The organism is Mycobacterium sp. E3251 (assembly GCF_001666835.1).
Taxonomy (GTDB): domain Bacteria; phylum Actinomycetota; class Actinomycetes; order Mycobacteriales; family Mycobacteriaceae; genus Mycobacterium.
In genome coordinates this window covers 1-12,525 of the sequence record NZ_LZJF01000026.1, presented here as the reverse complement: position 1 = coordinate 12,525, position 12,525 = coordinate 1, and the positions used below count along the sequence as shown (strand labels likewise).

Below are 12,525 nucleotides of genomic sequence, written 5' to 3'. Positions count from 1 at the left end.
TCAGGCCTCCTAGTCGTTTAGGCGCCTTTCCGCAGCAACGGGACCGCTATCACCCAAGTCCCCGTACCGGAAGGCCCGAATGCTCCACGACATCGTTTCGCGCTGGCGGCCGGTGAGTGCCCTCGCCCTCATCGTCGCAGTCATCTCGGGATGTAGTGGCGGCGCCAGTGACGTCGTGGGCGGGGGCGGCCCAACCAACGCGCGCACCAGCATCACGCTGGTGGCCTATTCGGTCCCAGAACCCGGCTGGAGCAAGGTCATCCCCGCCTTCAATGCCGCCGAGGAGGGCAAGGGCATTCAGGTGATCACCTCCTACGGCGCCTCGGGCGACCAGTCGCGCGGAGTAGTCGACGGCAAGCCGGCCGACGTGGTGAACTTCTCGGTCGAACCGGACATCACGCGATTGGTGAAGGCCGGCAAGGTGTCCAAAGACTGGAATACCGACGCCACCAAGGGAATTCCGTTCGGATCGGTGGTGACCCTGGTGGTGCGTAAAGGCAACCCGAAAAACATCAAAGACTGGGACGACCTGCTGCGCCCGGGAGTGGAGGTCATCACGCCCAGCCCGCTGAGCTCGGGGTCGGCCAAGTGGAATTTGCTCGCACCGTACGCCGTCAAGAGCGAAGGCGGCGGCAACACCCAGGCCGGCGTCGACTTCATCAGCAAGCTGGTGCACGAACACGTCAAGTTGCGGCCCGGTTCGGGGAGGGAGGCCACCGATGTTTTCGTTCAGGGCAGCGGGGATGTGTTGATCAGTTACGAGAACGAGGCGATCGCCACCGAGCGTGCAGGCAAACCGGTTGAGCACATCAACCCGCCGCAGACTTTCAAAATCGACAATCCGGTTGCGGTGGTAACCACCAGCCCGCACCTGGACGCCGCGGTCGCCTTCAAGAACTTTCAGTACACGGCCACGGCGCAGAAGGTGTGGGGGCAGGCCGGCTTTCGGCCGGTCGACCCGGCCATTGCCGCCGAATTCCGTGATCAGTTTCCGGCGCCGACGAAACTGTGGACGATTGCCGACCTCGGTGGGTGGAGCGCGGTGGACCCGCAGCTGTTCGACAAGACCACCGGCAGCATCACCAAGATCTACACGCAGGCCACCGGATGACGACCGCGATCACGCCCGGCCCGCCCGAGCTCGGTCACCCGGCCGGTGACGCCGGGCACCGCCAAGCGAATCCCGGGCGTTCTCGCTGGTCGGCTACCACGTCGCTGCGGGTGGGAGTGGCAACGCTGTGGCTTTCGGTGATCGTGCTGTTGCCGCTGGCGGCCATCGCGTGGCAGGCCGCCGGCGGTGGCTTGCACGCCTTCTGGTTGGCGGTGACGTCGAACGCCGCGTTGGAGTCGTTCCGGGTGACCCTGACCATCTCCGCCGGGGTCACCTTGGTGAATTTGGTGTTCGGCCTGGTCATCGCCTGGATGCTGGTGCGGGACGACTTCGTCGGCAAGCGGCTCGTCGACGCGATCATCGACCTGCCGTTCGCGCTGCCCACCATCGTCGCCAGCTTGGTGATGCTGGCGCTCTACGGCAACAACAGCCCGGTGGGCCTGCACCTGCAGCACACGGCGTGGGGCGTGGCCGTGGCGCTGGCCTTCGTCACGTTGCCGTTCGTGGTGCGCGCCGTGCAGCCGGTGCTGCTGGAAATCGATCGCGAGACCGAAGAGGCGGCCGCGTCGTTGGGTGCAAGCGGCGCAAAGGTTTTCACCTCGGTCGTGCTGCCGTCGTTGACGCCCTCCCTGCTGTCCGGCGCGGGCCTCGCCTTCTCACGAGCGATCGGCGAGTTCGGGTCGGTGGTCCTGATCGGTGGCGCGGTTCCGGGCAAGACCGAAGTGTCGTCGCAGTGGATACGCACCCTCATCGAGAACGACGACCGCACCGGTGCCGCCGCGATATCCATCGTCTTGCTGTCGATTTCGTTTGTGGTGCTGTTCATTCTGCGGATCGTGGGCGGCCGCGCCGCCAAGCGTCAGGAGTTGGCGGCGTGACGTCATCGTCCAGGGTTCGATACCTGATCCGCTTCGTCGGGCTTGCATACCTTTTCGTCTTGCTGGTCGTTCCGGTTGCCCTGATCCTGTGGCGGACGTTTCGGCCGGGCTTCGGCCAGTTCTTCGACTGGGTGAGCACTCCCGCGGCGATCTCGGCGCTGAACCTGACCTTGCTGGTGGTCGCCATAGTGGTGCCGCTGAACGTGGTTTTCGGCATTCCCACCGCTTTGGTGCTCGCCCGCAATAGGTTTCGTGGCAAGGGTGTGCTGCAGGCGGTCATCGACCTGCCTTTCGCCGTGTCGCCGGTCATCGTCGGCGTTGCGCTGATCCTGTTGTGGGGCTCGGCCGGCGCATTCGGCTTCGTCGAAAAGGACCTCGGGTTCAAGATCATCTTCGGTTTGCCCGGCATCGTCCTTGCCAGCATCTTCGTCACCCTGCCGTTCGTCGTGCGCGAGGTGGAACCGGTCCTGCACGAACTGGGGACCGACCAGGAGGAGGCGGCGGCGACCCTGGGATCGGGCTGGTGGCAGACCTTTTGGCGGATCACCCTCCCCTCGATCCGGTGGGGTCTGACCTACGGCATCGTGCTGACCGTCGCCCGCACCCTAGGCGAATACGGCGCGGTCATCATCGTGTCGTCGAACCTCCCGGGGAAGTCGCAAACCCTGACCTTGCTGGTCTCGGATCGGTACAACCGTGGTGCCGAGTACGGCGCCTACGCGCTGTCGACGTTGTTGATGGGCGTCGCGGTGTTGGTCCTGATCTTCCAAGTGATTTTGGACATCCGCCGGGCGAGAGCGGCCAGGTAGCCTGACATGGGGATTCGAATATGACAGAAAACGCCAGCCGGTCCGCCGACCAAGCCATCGTCGTGCGCAATGCCAACAAGCGCTACGGCGACTTCGTGGCCCTGGACAACGTGGACTTCGTGGTGCCCTCCGGCTCGCTGACGGCACTGTTGGGCCCCAGCGGTTCCGGCAAGTCGACCCTGTTGCGGGCCATCGCCGGGCTCGATCAGCCCGACAGCGGGACGATCACCATCAACGGGCACGACGTCACGCGGGTGCCGCCGCAGCGGCGGGGTATCGGATTCGTATTCCAGCACTACGCCGCGTTCAAGCACCTGACCGTTCGCGACAACGTCGCCTACGGCCTGAAGATTCGCAAGCGCCCCAAGGCGGAGATCAAGGCCAAGGTCGACAATCTGTTGGAAGTGGTGGGGCTGACCGGGTTTCAGAACCGTTATCCCAATCAGCTCTCCGGCGGTCAACGACAGCGGATGGCGCTCGCGCGGGCGCTGGCGGTCGACCCGCAGGTGCTGCTGCTCGACGAGCCGTTCGGCGCGCTGGACGCCAAGGTGCGCGAGGACCTGCGCGCGTGGTTGCGGCGCCTCCATGACGAGGTGCACGTGACCACTGTCCTGGTCACCCATGACCAGGCGGAGGCGCTGGACGTCGCCGACCGCATTGCCGTGCTGAACCACGGTCGTATCGAACAGGTGGGATCGCCGACCGAGGTCTATGACGCACCGGCGAGCGCCTTCGTGATGTCGTTCCTCGGGGCGGTCTCCACACTGAACGGCAATCTGGTTCGCCCGCACGATATCCGGGTGGGTCGCAACCCCGAAATGGCCATCGCGGGCGGCGATGGCACCGCAGAGTCGATCGGGGTGGTGCGCGCCAGCGTCGACCGCGTGGTCGTGCTCGGCTTCGAGGTGCGGGTGGAGTTGACCAGCGCCGCCACCGGTGGCGCGTTCACCGCCCAGATCACCCGCGGCGACGCCGAAGCCCTGGCCCTACGCGAGGGGGACACCGTCTACGTGCGGGCGACCCGAATTCCATCGCTTGCCGTCAACACGACGGACAACGGCGACGGCCGCCCCGCCGGCGCCGGCGAAGATCAAGCCACGCTGACGTCGGCGTAAGGCCCGGCTCCGTTACGAGGCGTGCAGCCCGCACTCGGTTTTCGACAGCCCCTGCCAGCGCCCGCTGCGCGGGTCGGCGCCCGCGAGCGGCTTGGCCGTGCACGGAGCGCAGCCGATCGACGGATAGCCGTCGTAGACAAGCGGATTGACCAGTACGCCGTGCTCGTCGATGTAGTTCTGCATGTCCTCGTCGGTCCACGTCGCCAAGGGGTTGATCTTCACCAGCTTGAAGCCCTCGTCGAAGCCGATCACCGGGGCGTTGGCGCGGGTCTTCGCTTCGCTCCGGCGTAACCCGGTCACCCAGGCGGAGTATCCGCTCAGGGCCCGGCGCAGCGGCACGACCTTGCGCAACCGGCAGCATTCGCCCGGGTCGCGCCCGAAGAGGTTCTTTCCCATCAGCTGGTCCTGCTCGGCCACCGTCTGCTCGGGGGTGATGTTGAGAACGTGGATGTCGTAGACCGACTCGACCGCGTCCCGCGTTCCGATGGTTTCGGCGAAGTGGTAGCCGGTGTCCAGGAAAACCACCGGGACACCCGGCCGAACCTTGGAAGCCAGATCGATCAGCACGGCCTCCTGCATGCTGGAGGTCAACACGTAGTTGCAGGTGGCCCAGCCGCGGGGCCCGTTGATGCCGCCGAAATGCTTATCGGTCCACAGCAACACCTCCCTCGCGCTGGCGCCCTCGAGCTCCGTGGCGCCGCGCGCCGCCAGCTCCCGCAGTTCGGCTTCGGTCCGTTTCGTTGCCCGTTCACTCATCTCAAATCGTCCTCATCTGCCCGAATAGCCCACTGCGCGAACCGTTCTCCCGCACTGCGGTTTTTGATGAAGTTGCGTACCACCCGGTCGATATAGTCGCCCAACTCGTCACTGGTGACCTTGTGCTGACGCAGCTTTCGCCCGAATCCGCTGTCCAGCCCGAGGCTGCCGCCCAGGTGCACCTGAAAACCCTCGACGGAGCCCCCATGGCCGTCATCGACCATCTGACCCTTGAAGCCGATGTCGGCCACCTGAATCCGCGCGCACGAGTTCGGACAACCGTTGATGTTGACGGTGACCGGTACGTCGAGCACGGAGTTGAGGTCCTCGAGCCGGCGTTCCAGCTCGGGCACCAAGGCCTGGGCCTTGCCCCGGGTTTCGGCGAACGACAACTTGCAGTATTCGATCCCCGTGCAGGCCATTAGATTGCGGCGCCACTGGGACGGTTTGGTTTGCAACCCGAGCGCCTCCAGGCCCGCGAGCACATCGTCGAGCTTGTCGTCGGCTACGTCGAGGATGACCAGCTTCTGGTACGGAGTGAACCGGATCCGGTCCGAGCCGGCCCGGTCCATCAGGTCGGCCACAGCCGACAGGATGGTCCCCGAGACCCGTCCGGCGATCGGAGCCGCCCCGACGGCGTTGAGCCCGTTCTTGAGCCGTTGCACCCCGATGTGGTCGATCGGATGCTTGAGCGGCTCTGGGGCCGGGCCGTCGATCAGCGGCCGCTTGAGGTACTCGGTTTCGAGAACTTCACGGAACTTGGCTATGCCCCAGTCCTTGATCAAGAACTTCAACCGGGCCTTGGACCGCAGGCGCCGGTAGCCGTAATCGCGGAAGATCGACGTCACGGCCTCCCACACCTCGGGCACCTCGTCCAGCGGCACCCAGGCGCCGACCCGCTGGGCCAGCATCGGGTTGGTCGACAGGCCGCCGCCGACCCACAGGTCCAGCCCGGGCCCGTGCTCGGGATGGTTGACACCGATGAAGGCGATGTCGTTGATCTCGTGCGCGACGTCCTGCAGGCCCGAGATCGCCGTCTTGTACTTGCGCGGCAGGTCGGCGAAATCCGGCTGGCCGATGTAGCGGCGCACGATCTCGTCGATCGCCCAGGTCGGGTCGATCACCTCATCGAGCGATTCGCCGGCCAGCGGCGAACCCAGGATGACGCGCGGGCAGTCGCCGCACGCCTCGGCGGTCTGCAGCCCGACGGCGGCGAGCCGCCGCCAGATTTCGGGGACGTTTTCGACCTCGATCCAGTGCATCTGCACGTTCTGGCGATCGGAGATGTCCGCGGTGTCGCGGCCGAACTCGGTCGAGATCTGGCCGACCGTGCGCAGCGCGGCGGCCGAGAGCGCGCCGCCGTCGCAGCGCACCCGCATCATGAAGTACTTGGCTTCGAGCAGATCGGCGTTCTCGTCGCCGGTGAAGGTGCCGTCGTAACCCTGTTCGCGCTGGGTGTAGAGGCCCCACCAGCGGAAGCGCCCGCGCAGGTCGCTCTTGTCGATGCTGTCGAACCCGGACTGGGCGTAGACGTTCTCGATGCGTTCGCGCACCTCGAGGGGGGCGCCGGCGCGCTTCATCTCTTCGTTGGGATTGAGTGGTTCCCGGTCTCCCAGCGCCCACTGGCCCTCGTTACGAGGTTTTGCCTGTCGGGCTGTGGTCATTCGGAGGACTCCTTCTCGACATCGCAGGCATAGAGGCGCAGCTCACCGGTGGTATCGGCGGCGCAGATCCGATGCCAGCTGGACGTACAGGTGGGCGGGTCTACGACATCAAGGGAGACAGCAACAGCTGCAAACACGCTTGAGATCAATGTGCCGCCGCGCCACGAGCGCAATGCGAAGGCTGGGCTGAGCGACGGTCACGCGTCCATTGTGCCATGCCCCATCGGGGGGCCGTGCCACCAGGTCAAATATCCGCTCACGGTGAGCGCAATTCGGATTAAGCTGGCCGTCCCGGTGAGAAAACCCAGGAAAGCGTCGAGTGCGGGATCGACGCCGCGGCCGGGTACCGCCCACCGTGGGATCATTTGGCATGGCACTTCGCGAGGAAACGGCCGAGCTGCCCGAACTGCAGCCCGTCCCCGGGCGGCCGTTCGGGGTGTACATCCACGTCCCGTTCTGCATAACGCGTTGCGGCTACTGCGATTTCAACACCTACACGCCCGCCGAGTTGGGCGGTGTGAACCCCGACGCCTGGTTGGCTGCGCTGCGGACCGAGTTGAAGCTGGCCGCCGAGCGGCTTTCCCAACCGACCGTGAACACGGTGTTCGTCGGGGGAGGTACGCCGTCACTGCTGGGCGGCGCGCGCGTGGCGGCGGTGCTGGACATGGTGCGTGAGCATTTCGCGCTGGCGCCGGACGCCGAGATCACCACGGAGGCCAACCCAGAGTCGGCCTGGCCGGACTTCTTCGACGCCATCCGCGCGGCCGGTTACACGCGGGTGTCGCTCGGCATGCAGTCGGTGTCACCCAGGGTGCTGGGAGTCCTCGACCGCATTCACACCCCCAACCGATCGGCCGCCGCCGCGCGCGAAGCGTTGGAGGCGGGCTTCGAGCACGTCAGCCTGGATCTGATCTATGGAACGCCGGGGGAGTCCGACGACGATCTGCTGCGTTCGGTGGACACGGCGATCGAGACCGGCGTCGACCACGTGTCGGCCTACGCGCTGGTCGTCGAGGAGGGCACCGCGCTGGCCCGGCGCGTCCGGCGTGGCGAGCTGGCGGCTCCGGACGACGACGTGCTCGCGCACCGTTACGAGCTGGTCGATGCCCGGTTGTCCGAGGCCGGAATGGCCTGGTACGAAGTGTCCAACTGGTCGCGGCCCGGCGGCGAATGCCGCCACAACCTCGGCTATTGGGACGGTGGCCAGTGGTGGGGTGCGGGGCCCGGAGCCCATGGCTACGTCGGTGCCACCCGGTGGTGGAATGTGAAGCACCCCAACGCCTACGCGGAGATGCTGGCCGCTCCCAGACTGCCGGTGGGAGGTTTCGAGCGACTGGACGCCGACGCCCTGCACACCGAAGACGTGCTGTTGAAAACGCGCCTGCGGCATGGTCTTCCGCGTGATGTGCTGAGCCCCGCCGAACTCGAGCGCGCCGAAGGGGCGGTCGCGGACGGATTGCTGGTCTCCGACGTCGATCGATTCGTCCTCACGCCGCGCGGTCGGCTGCTGGCCGATGCAGTGGTGCGCGCCGTCCTCGGGTAGTGCTCAGCTGCTTGGGAACCAGTGCGCGACTGCGTGATTGATTTCGATGTAGAGCGGAATCCCGATGGTGACGGTGTAGGAGAATGTCAGGCCCAGCGCGGCGGCCAGCGGCAAGGTCGGGCTCGCCTCGGGGATACCCAGCCGCTGCACCGCGGGCAGCGTGATGTAGGACGCCGAGCCGCACAGCACGGCGAACAGCACATAGGTACCTGGCTGAAAGTGTGTATCGGTGAGGTTGGCGTAGCAGTAGGCGCCCAGAATGCCGAGTGTCGCAAAGACATTGGGCGCCAACAAGCCGAAGACGATGAACCCGCTGCCGGCCAGTTTGAGATCCCGTAACTTGCGGGACGCCGTCATGCCCATTTCGAGCAGGAACAGGCAGAGCACACCCTGAAACGCCGCGACGAACAGCTCGTTCTGGTCGTGCACAACCTTCTGGCCCTGCAGCGCACCGATGAAACCGATGGCGATGCCGCCGACGAGCAGGATGAGTCCGGGGTTGAGGAACACTTCCTGCAAAATCGCGCGCGAGAACAACGGGGCATTCCTGCGCTGCGGGGTGCCCCCGTCCCGCTCGGGATGTTCGCGCTTTTCCAGCGATAACTCCAGCTCTTGCTCGATTCCGCGCTCGAGTCGGTCGTCGACGCCTTCTGCTTGGGCGGCCGCACCCGGTCCGACCCTGACGGCAGCCGTGTAGCCGTGTTCGTCGGGCAGGTAGCCGGAGTCGTCCATCCCCCGGTGCCGCAGTCGGGCCACCAGGTACAGCGCCACCAGGCAGCCGGGAATCTCCATGAACGCCAGCAGGACCGGCATGTAGGCGTCGAAGGCGATCCCGACGCTGGTCAGTACGGCCACGCAGGTGGCGAACGTGCCGGCTGAGTCCGATCCGTAGTAGCCGGCAACCGTCGCCCTATCGACCCGCCGCAGCCGGGTCAGATAGCGCAGCAACAAGTAGGTGAGTGCACCGATCACGAAATTCAGCACGAAGCCCAGCGCTACGAACCCCGCGATGTTGTCGATGTCGGCCGGTTTGACTTTGGCGAGCTCCTCGCCACCCTGCCAGCCGATGGCCACCAGCAGGTACATGGTCAGGCCCTGGTAGATCACGTATGGAAACTCGAACCGCACCTTCAGAATCGGGATGAGGAACCCGAAATAGAAGAACAGCAACAGTGGCTTGAAGAGATTGTGGATGAAGTTCTGCCACAACTCGTAGAGCATGGGCGCCTCCTGGCGACGCAGTCCGGCGCAGCGGCCGGCAGCACGCGACTCGCGGCGCCCACGAACTTAGTGGAAACCCACGCGCTTCGGCGAGCCCACCCAACCGTCTTTACGAACAATTAACATCAGCTGGTTCGGGCGTCGACCCAGGTCCCGCCCGGCCGGTCAAAGGAACTGTCGCTCACCACTATTCGCCGGTGCCAGGGCCGGCCGGTCGAGCGTAACTAGAACCAGTGGCCGATCAGCCGATTGACCTCGATGTAAAGCGGGATCCCAATCGTCACGTTGTAGGAGAACGTCAAACCGAGCGATGCGGCCAACGGCAGGGTGGGACTGGCCTCCGGTATCGCCAGCCGCTGGACCGCCGGGACGGCGATATACGACGCCGCACCGCAGAGCACCGCGAAAAGCACATAGGTTCCCGGCTTGAAATCGACGTGGGCGAGCGAGGAGTAGATGTGGGCGACCAGGATGCCAAGCGGCGCAAAGAGGTTCGGCGCCAGCAGCCCGAAGAGGATGAAACCTGGGCCGGCCGTTCGCAAATCCTTCAACTTCCGCGACGCCGTCATGCCCATCTCGAGCAAGAACAAACAGAGCACGCCCTGGAACGCCATGACGAAGAACTTGTCGTCGTCGGCGACCACCTTCTGCCCCTGCAGCCCGCTGACCAGGCCGATGATGATGCCTCCCATCAGCAGGACGAGCCCGGGGTTGAGGAAAACCTCCTGAAAGAGCTCCCGCGAGAAGATCGGCACCCGCTTGCTGCCCCTGCGGGTCGGGCTCTGGTCGGGCTCCCAGTCCGGATGGTCGAGCTTTTCCAGGGAAAATTCGAGCTCCTGCTCGATCCCGCGCTCGAGCTCGGCCTCGAGGCTCTGGCCGTGCGGGGGCTGGGCCGCGGTGCCGGGCCCGACGCCGACCCTCACCGGCGCGACGTAGCCCGGCTCGTCGATCATGTTGCCCGCCTCGTCCATGCCGCGGTGGCGAAGTCGCGCCACGAAGTACAACGCCACCAGGCAACCCGGAATCTCCATGACCGCCAACATGACCGGCATGTAGGCGTTGAACGCCATGCCGATGGCGGTCAGGACGGCCACGCAGGTGGCGAACGTCCCCGCCGAGTCCGATCCGTAATACCCGGCGACCGTCGCCCGGTCGATTCTTCGAAGGGAGGTCAGCCAATTCAGCAGCAGGTAGGCGATCCCGCCGATCACGAAGTTGAGCACGAAGCCCAACACCATGAAGCCCACGATCCCACCGACGCTGCCGGCGCTGATCTTGGCGAGCTCTTCACCGCCGTGCCAGCCGATGGCCAGCAGCAGATACATGGTCAGGCCCTGGTAGATCACATAGGGAAATTCGAAGCGCACCTTCAGGATCGGGATGAGGAAACCGAAGTAGAAGAACAGCAGGAGCGGCTTGAACAGGTTATGGGTGAAGTTCTGCCAGAACTCTTGCAGCATTCGATGCCTCCCTCGATGAGTGCGGTGATCAGGGAAAGCACCGTCCGCAAGCGGAGCCACCACGAACATCCCGACGACCGAGCAAAACCTATCCCCGTGGGTGTCAAACCGCCACTCGAATGCAAAGCATGTAGTACGAGCGTGTCGCAGCGCTGTGGACGAACCGGTGCGCGGAGAAACCGCTGCTCAGAAGCCTATGGCTGGCCAGTTGTCGAACGCGCGCCGTCGGTTTGGCAGGCGTGAATTTGGTGGGAAAGTGCTGTGTATTTGCTGTGGGGTCAGCTCAGAATCAACGCGCCGACGAAATAACCGACGGCCGGACCCCGACGCCCTTCTGGCGGTGTGTCACCGACAGCCATGCCATTGGTGAGTAATGGGTGGTGATTTTCTCGAAACCGTCAACGCGTGAAACCGTGAGCACGCCGGTCTCCTGGTTGATTTCGAGTTCGTCACTCTCGCCGCCCTGGACCTCTTCGCCGTTCGCGAGCCGGATCACGAACATGGCGTCGCTCGCGAACAGTCGTCCAGATAGGAGTTCACGCGCCACTCCTTTACCTACTGCGATGAAGCTCGCCCGCGCCTAACTGAATCCCGGGCTAGCCGGTTTGCACGGATCGACTCGATCTTAAGAGAAGTCACGTCACCGTGGCCGGTCGATGTGGCGTCACAACGTAAACAGTGGGGAAACGTTCGGGGTGTCTTGGGGGTGTCGAGGTGCACCGGTGGGTGCGCGGCGCCGGCGACTCCTGCTCTGCCCCGCCTCTTTACCTGCGGGAACGGCGACCGGCCCGACAGCCACGGTGTTGAGCGCAGCGCCGCCATCGGGGTGGCTGGTGCTTCGACTCGCAGCGAGATTTAGCGGGCCGGCCGGATTTGCCGGGGAGCGCGGGGAGCGGTTGCGCGCGGCTAGATAGGTTAGGCTACATTTACTAACCGTGACCGAGGTCAGCGTTCAGACGAGTTCCGCCGGCTCCACGTCATCGCCGATCCCCCTTCCCGCGCACGTCGACCCGGCCGACCTGGCCGCCGAGCTGGCCGCGTTGCTCCCCGAACAAGTCGGCGAGGAATATCTGCTCTACGAGCGCGGCGGTCAATGGGTGCTGGCCAGCGGTGTGCGCGCGATGGTCGAGCTGGACAGCGACGAGGTGCGCGTCATCCGCGACGGCGTGGTTCAGCGGCAGCGGTGGTCGGGGCGGCCCGGGTCGGTGCTGGGCGAGGCCGTCGACAGGCTGTTGCTCGAAACCGACCAACTCTTCGGCTGGATCGCCTTCGAGTTCGGCGTCTACCGCTACGGTTTGCAGCAGCGGCTGGCGCCAAGAACCCCGCTGGCCCGCGTGTTCTGGCCCCGCACTCGCATCGTGGTGAACCGGGAGTCGGTCCAGCTGTGGGGCGCGACCGCGGCGCATCGTGACGCGGTCCTCGGATTGCTGGGCGACGGCGTGCCCGAGGCGCGGCAGGCCCGCGCCGTCGACGTCATCGCTGACCCGTCTGGGTACCGCGATCGGGTGGCGTCGGCCGTCGGTGAGATTGTGGCGGGCCGCTACCACAAGGTGATCCTGTCTCGTTGTCTAGAGGTACCTTTCCGGCTGGATTTTCCGTCCACCTACCGGCTGGGTCGTCGACACAACACCCCGGTGCGATCGTTCTTGTTGCGGCTGGGGGGAATTCGCGCCGTCGGCTACAGCCCCGAACTTGTCGCGGCTGTCCATGACGACGGCATCGTGGTGACCGAGCCGCTGGCAGGTACGCGGGCGCTGGGTCGTGGTCTGGCCCGCGACCAACAGGCCCGCGACGACCTGGAATCGAACTCCAAAGAGATTGTCGAGCATGCGATTTCGGTGCGAAGCTCGTTGCAGGAGATGGCCGAGATCGCCGAACCCGGCAGTGCGGTGGTCACCGACTTCATGACGGTCCGGGAACGTGGCAGCGTGCAGCACCTTGGCTCCACGGTCAGCGGGCGGCTAGGTC

Annotated in this window: 12 protein-coding genes; 6 read left to right on the top strand and 6 right to left on the bottom strand. The window is 65.4% G+C overall.

Annotated elements, in window-relative coordinates; genetic code table 11:
• Nucleotides 1-79: 79 nt before the first annotated feature.
• From A5697_RS03715 to A5697_RS03700, 4 genes are read left to right on the top strand one after another with little or no spacing between them, the layout of a single operon-like run.
• Nucleotides 80-1,111, top strand: coding sequence for a sulfate ABC transporter substrate-binding protein (locus A5697_RS03715; protein WP_067942902.1), 1,032 nt, complete (start codon nt 80-82; stop codon nt 1,109-1,111).
• Nucleotides 1,108-1,989, top strand: a complete 882-nt coding sequence (gene cysT, locus A5697_RS03710; protein ID WP_068008096.1) for a sulfate ABC transporter permease subunit CysT — start codon at nt 1,108-1,110, stop codon at nt 1,987-1,989. The genes A5697_RS03715 and cysT overlap by 4 nt, the downstream gene beginning before the upstream one ends.
• Complete coding sequence (cysW, locus tag A5697_RS03705; RefSeq protein WP_068008093.1) at nt 1,986-2,798, top strand: sulfate ABC transporter permease subunit CysW; 813 nt, start codon at nt 1,986-1,988, stop codon at nt 2,796-2,798. Before cysT ends, cysW begins: the two co-directional genes overlap by 4 nt.
• Before the next feature lie 20 nt (nt 2,799-2,818).
• Nucleotides 2,819-3,913 carry a sulfate/molybdate ABC transporter ATP-binding protein gene (locus A5697_RS03700; protein WP_067942896.1) on the top strand — a complete coding sequence of 365 codons (1,095 nt, stop codon included), beginning with the start codon at nt 2,819-2,821 and terminating at the stop codon, nt 3,911-3,913.
• Nucleotides 3,914-3,925: 12 nt separating this feature from the next.
• On the opposite strand, the gene A5697_RS03695 is transcribed toward A5697_RS03700, so the two are convergent.
• The 3 genes from A5697_RS03695 to A5697_RS28700 form a co-directional block, all read right to left on the bottom strand.
• The gene (locus A5697_RS03695) at nt 3,926-4,669 is read right to left on the bottom strand and encodes a phosphoadenylyl-sulfate reductase (RefSeq protein ID WP_067942894.1); all 744 of its coding nucleotides are present in this window, start codon (nt 4,667-4,669) and stop codon (nt 3,926-3,928) included.
• Nucleotides 4,666-6,333, bottom strand: coding sequence for a nitrite/sulfite reductase (locus A5697_RS03690; RefSeq protein ID WP_068008090.1), 1,668 nt, complete (start codon nt 6,331-6,333; stop codon nt 4,666-4,668). Before A5697_RS03690 ends, A5697_RS03695 begins: the two co-directional genes overlap by 4 nt.
• A gap of 108 nt (nt 6,334-6,441) precedes the next feature.
• The gene (locus A5697_RS28700; RefSeq protein WP_369806053.1) at nt 6,442-6,705 is read right to left on the bottom strand and encodes an Ms4527A family Cys-rich leader peptide; all 264 of its coding nucleotides are present in this window, start codon (nt 6,703-6,705) and stop codon (nt 6,442-6,444) included.
• Between A5697_RS28700 and hemW the strand changes: the two genes are divergently transcribed.
• Complete coding sequence (hemW, locus tag A5697_RS03685; protein ID WP_068008087.1) at nt 6,704-7,876, top strand: radical SAM family heme chaperone HemW; 1,173 nt, start codon at nt 6,704-6,706, stop codon at nt 7,874-7,876. The genes A5697_RS28700 and hemW overlap by 2 nt on opposite strands.
• A gap of 3 nt (nt 7,877-7,879) precedes the next feature.
• Here hemW and A5697_RS03680 read toward each other — a convergent pair whose 3' ends face one another.
• From A5697_RS03680 to A5697_RS03670, 3 genes are all read right to left on the bottom strand, one after another.
• On the bottom strand, nt 7,880-9,097 hold the full coding sequence (locus A5697_RS03680) for a sodium-dependent bicarbonate transport family permease (RefSeq protein ID WP_067942889.1): 1,218 nt from the start codon (nt 9,095-9,097) through the stop codon (nt 7,880-7,882).
• A gap of 224 nt (nt 9,098-9,321) precedes the next feature.
• On the bottom strand, nt 9,322-10,557 hold the full coding sequence (locus A5697_RS03675; protein WP_068008084.1) for a sodium-dependent bicarbonate transport family permease: 1,236 nt from the start codon (nt 10,555-10,557) through the stop codon (nt 9,322-9,324).
• A gap of 289 nt (nt 10,558-10,846) precedes the next feature.
• On the bottom strand, nt 10,847-11,059 hold the full coding sequence (locus A5697_RS03670) for a hypothetical protein (protein WP_067203288.1): 213 nt from the start codon (nt 11,057-11,059) through the stop codon (nt 10,847-10,849).
• Nucleotides 11,060-11,492: 433 nt separating this feature from the next.
• Between A5697_RS03670 and A5697_RS03665 the strand changes: the two genes are divergently transcribed.
• Nucleotides 11,493-12,525: salicylate synthase (locus A5697_RS03665; RefSeq protein WP_068008081.1), on the top strand; the 1,033-nt coding region annotated here is incomplete at its 3' end.

Excerpts from the sequence above, each read along its gene's own strand:
- A5697_RS03715 (WP_067942902.1), top strand. The coding sequence starts at position 80 with ATGCTCCACGACATCGTTTCGCGCTGGCGGCCGGTGAGTGCCCTCGCC.
- cysT (WP_068008096.1), top strand. The coding sequence starts at position 1,108 with ATGACGACCGCGATCACGCCCGGCCCGCCCGAGCTCGGTCACCCGGCC.
- A5697_RS03700 (WP_067942896.1), top strand. The coding sequence starts at position 2,819 with ATGACAGAAAACGCCAGCCGGTCCGCCGACCAAGCCATCGTCGTGCGC.
- A5697_RS03695 (WP_067942894.1), bottom strand. The coding sequence starts at position 4,669 with ATGAGTGAACGGGCAACGAAACGGACCGAAGCCGAACTGCGGGAGCTG.
- A5697_RS03690 (WP_068008090.1), bottom strand. The coding sequence starts at position 6,333 with ATGACCACAGCCCGACAGGCAAAACCTCGTAACGAGGGCCAGTGGGCG.
- hemW (WP_068008087.1), top strand. The coding sequence starts at position 6,704 with ATGGCACTTCGCGAGGAAACGGCCGAGCTGCCCGAACTGCAGCCCGTC.
- A5697_RS28700 (WP_369806053.1), bottom strand. The coding sequence starts at position 6,705 with ATGCCAAATGATCCCACGGTGGGCGGTACCCGGCCGCGGCGTCGATCC.
- A5697_RS03680 (WP_067942889.1), bottom strand. The coding sequence starts at position 9,097 with ATGCTCTACGAGTTGTGGCAGAACTTCATCCACAATCTCTTCAAGCCA.
- A5697_RS03675 (WP_068008084.1), bottom strand. The coding sequence starts at position 10,557 with ATGCTGCAAGAGTTCTGGCAGAACTTCACCCATAACCTGTTCAAGCCG.
- A5697_RS03670 (WP_067203288.1), bottom strand. The coding sequence starts at position 11,059 with ATGTTCGTGATCCGGCTCGCGAACGGCGAAGAGGTCCAGGGCGGCGAG.